The 6,759-nt window shown below is 49.8% G+C and carries 6 protein-coding genes and 1 pseudogene; 6 read left to right on the top strand and 1 reads right to left on the bottom strand.

Annotated features, from left to right (window positions below; genetic code table 11):
- Positions 1-249 precede the first annotated feature (249 nt).
- The 3 genes and pseudogenes from AC5JMP_RS08160 (at position 250) to AC5JMP_RS08150 (ending at position 973) form a co-directional block, all read left to right on the top strand.
- Positions 250-477 carry a hypothetical protein gene (locus AC5JMP_RS08160; protein WP_495850949.1) on the top strand — a complete coding sequence of 76 codons (228 nt, stop codon included), beginning with the start codon at positions 250-252 and terminating at the stop codon, positions 475-477.
- Positions 474-726 (top strand): annotated as a pseudogene (locus AC5JMP_RS08155) (type II toxin-antitoxin system RelE/ParE family toxin). The gene AC5JMP_RS08160 and the pseudogene AC5JMP_RS08155 overlap by 4 nt, the downstream one beginning before the upstream one ends.
- Entirely contained in the window at positions 710-973 is a 264-nt protein-coding gene (locus tag AC5JMP_RS08150; RefSeq protein ID WP_495850948.1) for a hypothetical protein, read from the top strand. Before AC5JMP_RS08155 ends, AC5JMP_RS08150 begins: the two are co-directional and overlap by 17 nt.
- A gap of 203 nt (positions 974-1,176) precedes the next feature.
- Here AC5JMP_RS08150 and AC5JMP_RS08145 read toward each other — a convergent pair whose 3' ends face one another.
- Positions 1,177-1,377, bottom strand: coding sequence for a hypothetical protein (locus AC5JMP_RS08145; RefSeq protein WP_495850947.1), 201 nt, complete (start codon positions 1,375-1,377; stop codon positions 1,177-1,179).
- Positions 1,378-1,729: 352 nt separating this feature from the next.
- On the opposite strand from AC5JMP_RS08145, the gene AC5JMP_RS08140 reads away from it, so the two are divergent.
- From AC5JMP_RS08140 to AC5JMP_RS08130, 3 genes are all read left to right on the top strand, one after another.
- Complete coding sequence (locus AC5JMP_RS08140) at positions 1,730-2,806, top strand: glycosyltransferase family 4 protein (protein ID WP_495850946.1); 1,077 nt, start codon at positions 1,730-1,732, stop codon at positions 2,804-2,806.
- Positions 2,807-2,894: 88 nt separating this feature from the next.
- A complete protein-coding gene (locus AC5JMP_RS08135; RefSeq protein WP_495850945.1) occupies positions 2,895-4,328 on the top strand; it encodes a glycosyltransferase family 4 protein in 1,434 nt (477 codons plus the stop codon).
- A gap of 51 nt (positions 4,329-4,379) precedes the next feature.
- Positions 4,380-6,710 carry an amylo-alpha-1,6-glucosidase gene (locus tag AC5JMP_RS08130; protein ID WP_495850944.1) on the top strand — a complete coding sequence of 777 codons (2,331 nt, stop codon included), beginning with the start codon at positions 4,380-4,382 and terminating at the stop codon, positions 6,708-6,710.
- Positions 6,711-6,759 lie beyond the last annotated feature (49 nt).

Genomic DNA, 6,759 nt, shown 5'->3' with positions numbered 1-6,759 from the left:
CGACCAAGATTCACCTCTGCTTCGTTAGGCTAATGGTGAAGCGGCTTGCAGCATCTTCTTAAGATCTCAAATGGGTTCTATACACCTTCGCCGATCTAGACGCAGTTGCCAACCCTAATTTCTAGTTTTGACGCAGCACTAGAGTGAATCAATCTGAGAGGAAGAAGCGGCTTACAAGTGGAGGAGATGAGCAATACAATTTACCTAGCTTCGCAAACCATTCCACCTGAGAGGCAGTAGTCCAAAGCTATGAGCACCCTTAATCAGATTCTAGAAAACGCTCTGAAATTGCCCTACGAGCAGCAAGAAATGCTGATAAAACTTCTGCAAAACCGACACTACGAGAGTCGTCGTGCAGACATGGCTGTGGAGGCTCAACAAACCTTAGCTGATTTTCGTGCAGGTAAATTTCAACACCAGTCAGCCGAGAATGTCATTGTAGCACTGCGCCAGTCTCTGCAAGAGTCAGAAGAATGAGACCGTTGGTTTTGACTCCAAAGTTCAAACGAGCATTCCGCAAGTTTGTCAAACGGAACGCTGACCTCCAGCAACGCATTGAAGAAACCCTACAATAAATGGAAGCAGACGTATTTACCCCAAGCTTAGGCACCCACAAACTGAGCGGTAGGTTTAACGGTCTTCAATTTCTCTATTGAACAGGATACGGAGATAAATAGCGAGGTCATTGTTTTGCTCGATATTGGAACTCATGATGAAGTTTATTAGCCCAAAGGGAAGCGTGAAGCGCGATCGCTCATGTTGCTCAGATTTCGGGAGAGCGATCGGTGAAGGGGCGATCGGTTTTCTGCAAGGTTTCGGGAGACAATTGTTAGAGAGGCGATTGGTAGAGGGACTGACGGGGCGATCGCCTATGTACCCAGATTTCGGAAGGCGATCCGTGAAGGGGCAATCGGTTTTTGTAAGGTTTTGGAAGGCGATCGTACAGCTGAGAGAAAGGGGCGATCGTGCCTGAATTCAAACAGCATAGAATCAGATAATCACAAGCTTGCCCTATGACTCCGCAATTTGAAGCCGCGACCGCTGCCGTCTAGATGTTCTCATCTGCAGAGCGCCAACAGCTATTGTAAATTCTTACTCAGAGTCATCCATTCCCAAAGCCTCAAACCGATCTTAAAGCTCTCAGCATCCAGTTCTGGCAAGATACTACGCAAGCAGCTACTCGCTACTCAATCCCCCACGACTGTTGATGACCTCAACGATCTTGCGGCTGACTTTTGACCCGAAGAGAACCGTGTTGAAGATTTCCTTAGTTTCTAGGGTCAGTTCTCCATGAGCTAGCGCGGCAAAAGGAGTGTCGTATTGTTGAAGGGCATTTGATGCCAGACCACTCGCCTTTGAGGCGGTCACACTCATCATGCCACTGGCTTTACTGGGGATCTCTGACTAAGTGTATTAGCGTTCGTTTTTAAATTCATTTACTTATCCTGAAAGCATCTAAAAAATCTTATTTTAGTTAAATTTAAAAGTCTATTTTTAGATTTAGTTATTTTGATTTATTGATCTAGAAGTAATCTATTTGCGATTTAAGAGGTTTATATTTTTGTAAACTTGTCTATTTCTTTCAATTGATACAGTGTGAATCTCTCAAAAGGAAGATGCAGAAAACCTTGACGATCGCGCTATATTTAGCACTATGGTCACTACAGCAAGCAAATAAGTATTTACTTAGGGTTTACCTGAGTTTGATTTTAATTAGAGGGAATTCACTATGCGTATTGCTCAGGTTGCTCCTCTTTGGGAACGCGTTCCTCCTCCAGCCTACGGTGGAATTGAGTTGGTTGTAGGTCTGCTGACCGATGAACTCGTTCGGCGAGGACATGAGGTTACGCTATTTGCTTCTGGCGACTCTATTACCCTTGCAAAGCTTGCGTCGGTTCATCCTCAAGCGCTTCGGCTCGACTCAACTGTGAAAGAGTACGGCATATATGAAATGCTGCAAATGAGTCAAGTCTACGAGCGGGCAGGTGATTTTGATGTTATCCACTCCCACATGGGCTGTGTGGCTCTACCCTACACAAAACTGGTGAAAACGCCGACCGTACATACGCTGCATGGTGTGTTTACCCCAGATAATCGCAAAATGTTTTCTCATGCCAAAGCGCAACCCTACGTCAGCATTTCTAATACGCAGCGAGAGCTTGACTTGGAACTCAATTGCGTAGCAACTGTTTATAACGGTATTGATGTCAGCAGCCACAAATTTTTTCCTCAACCGGACGAGCCGCCCTATTTAGCTTTTTTGGCAAGGATGTCGCCCGAAAAAGGACCACACCATGCGATCGCGATTGCCAAAGCAACGGGTCTGACGCTGAAAATGGCGGGCAAAATCGATGTGGTAGACGTAGAGTTTTTTGAAAAAGAAATTAAGCCCCATGTGGATGGAGTTCAGATTCAATTTTTGGGCGAAGCCAACCATGAGCAGAAAAATAACTTGATGGGGCGGGCGATCGCAACTCTGTTTCCAATTACCTGGAGAGAGCCGTTTGGTTTGGTGATGACTGAATCTATGGCGGCTGGAACACCTGTAATTGCTATGCGGCTTGGTTCTACGCCTGAAGTCATTCAGCCTGGGGTATCAGGCTTCTTGTGCGACACGATTGAGGAATGTGTTGCAGCGGTCAAGCAAGTTGGCACTCTCGATCGCCTCGCCTGCCGTGAGTATGCCTCTAACCATTTTAGCGTTAAGCAGATGGCAGATGGCTATGAAGCAGTCTACAACCAGCTTCTACAGGATCGATTTAGTCGCAATGGTCACTATCAGCCCAACGTTAGCTTGGCAGGCTGAGGTGATTGTTGCAAGTCGTAGTATTGCAGACGCGTGATGTTGCAAACAGCAGGGTTCCAGTTATGGGGTTAAGCAACGAGGTTCAATTATGGTGAACGCAATTTCACAATCTTTTAGGCTAGTGCCTAATGTTCAGGCATGTGCTGCAACGAAGGCGATCGCCACCTCTCCGGAAGTTGCACCCTCAAGAGCGCCAGCTAGACAAGCCATTGCGCTAATTTCAGACCATGGCGATCCGGCAGCGGAAATTGGCAAGGAAGAAGCAGGCGGTCAAAACGTGTATGTGCGTCAAGTGGGTGAAGCTCTGGCTAAGCTGGGTTGGCAGGTAGATATGTTCACGCGCAAGAGTCGCGCTACTGACCCGGTGATTGTGCAGCATTCGCCCTTCTGTCGCACGATCCGGCTTGTTGCTGGGCCAGAAGAATTTATTCCGCGCGATCGCCTTTTTGAGTATCTGCCGGAATTTGTGGATGCGTTTCAGAAATTTCAAATGCGAGAGGGGACGAATTATCCTCTGGTGCATACCCATTATTGGATGTCGGCTTGGATTGGACTAGAGTTGCGAAAGCTCAGCAACATTCAGGTGATTCACAACTATCACTCTCTGGGAGCGGTCAAGTATCAGGCAGTCGATCGCCCTCCTATTGCCCAAGTCCGTATGGATGTGGAGTGCCAAATTTTAGAAGAAGCCAATTGTATTGTGGCAACTAGCCCTCAAGAACAGGAGCAATTGCGATCGCTGGTTTCTCAAAAGGGGTATATCGAAGTTATTCCTTGCGGTACCGATATCAGTAACTTTCGCGTTCTATCCAAGCTTGAGGCAAGGTCAAGACTGGGCTTCAATTCAGAGGATCAGGTTGTTCTCTACGTAGGACGATTCGATCCTCGGAAGGGCATTGAAACTCTAGTCCGTGCTTTTGCAATGCTTAAGCGTCCAGCAGAGCAGCCTTTGCGCTTGGTAATTGTCGGTGGCAGTGAACCCGGTCAATCGGATGGTTTAGAACGATCGCGTATTGAGAAAATCGTAGAGGAATTGGGCATTGCCGACCAGACGACGTTTGCGGGCAGGATTGGGCATGATGTTTTGCCAGCCTACTACACAGCCGCAGATGTTTGTGTGATTCCCAGTCACTATGAGCCATTTGGGCTGGTGGCGATCGAGGCAATGGCTTGCGGCACTCCAGTCGTAGCTTCCGATGTGGGGGGCTTGAAGTTTACGGTAGTGCCAGAGGAAACCGGGCTGCTGGTGCCTCCCTACAATGATGCCGCTTTTGCAGAGGCGATCGATCGTATTCTCACTGATGCAGTCTGGGCGTGCAAGCTAAGACGGCAGGCGGCTTCACGAGTGCAAGAAAACTTTAGCTGGACAGGGGTTGCCATTCAGCTCAGCGACCTCTATCGTCGTCTGCTGGCACAATCCATTATGTACCCTTCCTTCAGCATGGGCAGAGACGGCTTGGCGAGAGAACTGGCTGTCGAATCTGTAGCCACATCGGTTGATCCGCTTGTCAAGGCTTTCTAACCTAAGATCCTCAACTAAGATCGAAGATGGAATGTCCTATAAGAGCGCATTATGTCGGATATTATCGAACTGAACGGCAGAGTTTTTGTTCCCGCAGATCAACTGCCCATATCAGAGTGGGCTTGTGTAAACCCTGCTGATCAATCTCACCTGACCCTGACCCTTAAAGACGACGACCTGTTTTTGATTACCGACACGCTCGGCAACATTTCAGGTTGTTTGGGCGATGGGGCGATCGATAGCATGGGTCTATTTGGACGGGACACCCGGTTTTTAAGCCGCTCTGAGCTGCAAATTGAAGGACGGATTCCCGTCTTGCTCAGCAGCAATGCCCACAAAGGATTTGCACTCTCGGTGCTGTGCGCCAATCCTCGAATTGATGACGATCGCATTCCTGCCGAAACCATTGGCATTCAGCGAGATATTGCCCTAAACGGCGGTTTGTTTGAAGAGACAACCATTACAAACTACAGCACGAAGACTCTGAAGTTTGAGCTGTCTCTCAGCTTCGATGCCGATTTCATGGATTTGTTTGAAATTCGAGGCTTTAGCCGCAAAGGTAAGGGGCGGCTCTTGCGGCGAGTTGTGGCAGACCCCGCCATCAAGCAAGTCCCGGATGCGAAAGGCGAATTTCTGATCGATGCCTCAGACAGCGCGACTGAAGGCACGATTCCAGCTCCCGTTCTTTACTCCGCTGCTGCTGAGCTGACCATGGGCTACCAAGGACTAGACGGCGATGTGATGGAGTCGCACATCCAGTTTCTGCATCGGTTGCCCGATCTATTCAAGGGATATACTGCCATTTGGCAGCTAGAGCTAGAGTCGCACACGACCGAGCGCATCGGCTATCGGCTCGAAACGCTGACTAACAGCCGTCCGGTTTCCAAAGTCAATGCGCCCCTAACGCTGATGCAGGCGAAAGCAGCCGAATCCCAGGAAGAGCAGGAGTGGCGGACTTCGATCACCCAAATTCGCTCAAACGATCGCGCCTTCAATCAGGTGATCGAACGGGCTGAGCATGATATTTACCTGCTGCGGCAAACTTTTGAGCAGGGCAAGATTTTGTCGGCTGGGGTGCCCTGGTTTTGCACCTTGTTTGGGCGAGATTCCATTATTTCGGCTTCCCAAACGCTGATTTTAGATCCGGCGATCGCCCGTGAAACCCTGACCGTTTTGGCGCAATATCAGGGCAAGACAGACGACGACTGGCGAGAAGAAGAGCCTGGAAAAATCCTGCATGAGCTGCGCTTGGGCGAGATGGCGCGTTGCCATGAAATTCCCCACACGCCCTACTACGGCACGGTGGACGCAACGCCCTTGTGGATCATGCTTTACGCCGAATACTATGCCTGGACTTACGACCAGGTGACGCTAGACAAGCTGTGGGAGAATGCCTTGGCGGCGATGAGCTGGATCGATCGCAACCTCCAAGAGACAGGTTATCTGAGATACGATCGGCGATCGAAAAAAGGCTTAATGAACCAGGGCTGGAAAGACTCTGGGGACTGTATTGTCTACCGAGACGGCACGCAGGCGAAGGGACCCATTACCCTGAGCGAGGTGCAGGGCTATGTCTATGCCGCCAAGGTTCGCTTGAGCGAAATTGCCCGACTCAAGAAGCGAATTGATTTAGCCGATCGCTGGCAGGAGGAAGCCCGACAGCTCAAGATTCGCTTTAATCAAGACTTTTGGGTTGCTGACTTAGATTTCTGCGCTTTGGCGCTAGATGGCGAGGGTAAGCAGGTAGATAGTATTACCTCTAATCCCGGACATTGTCTAAATTTGGGGATCTTTTTGCCTGAGCGCGCCAAGAGCGTTGCAGAACGCCTGCATGCCCTGGATATGTTTAGCGGCTGGGGCATTCGCACCCTCAGCAGCCTTTCTCCGGCATACAATCCAATGGGCTATCATGTTGGCTCGGTCTGGCCGCATGACAATGGCATGATTACTCTGGGGTTGCGATCGATTGGTCATGTGGAGCAGGCGCTAGAGGTCAGCCAAGGGCTGATTGATATGACTATGGAGCAGCCCTATCAGCGTCCGCCAGAGCTGTTCTGTGGCTATCAGCGCGATCACATTGAGCCTGTCCGCTATCCGGTGGCTTGTTCGCCGCAAGCTTGGGCAACGGGTACGATCTTTCAGTTGATTCAGGTGATGGTAAATCTGGTGCCTGATGCGCCCGGAAATCACTTAAGGATTATTGATCCCGCTTTACCTGCCTCCATTCAGCATTTGTCGCTGAAGAACTTTCGGGTGGGTTCTACTCTGGTGGATCTGGAGTTTGTCCGGGAGGGCAGTTCGCTAGAGGCGCGGGCGGAGTCGGCAACGTCTTGTCGCGTTGTGCGCAAGCGGGGAAATCTCCGAGTTGTGATTGAAGCGTAAAGCAGAGGCACGAGGGGCATCGCTGATTTGAGGTGTAGCTTTTTGTGAA

Source organism: Drouetiella sp. (assembly GCF_059504425.1).
The sequence above is the reverse complement of the archived record's forward strand: the minus strand, read 5'-3'. Positions and strand labels throughout refer to the sequence as shown.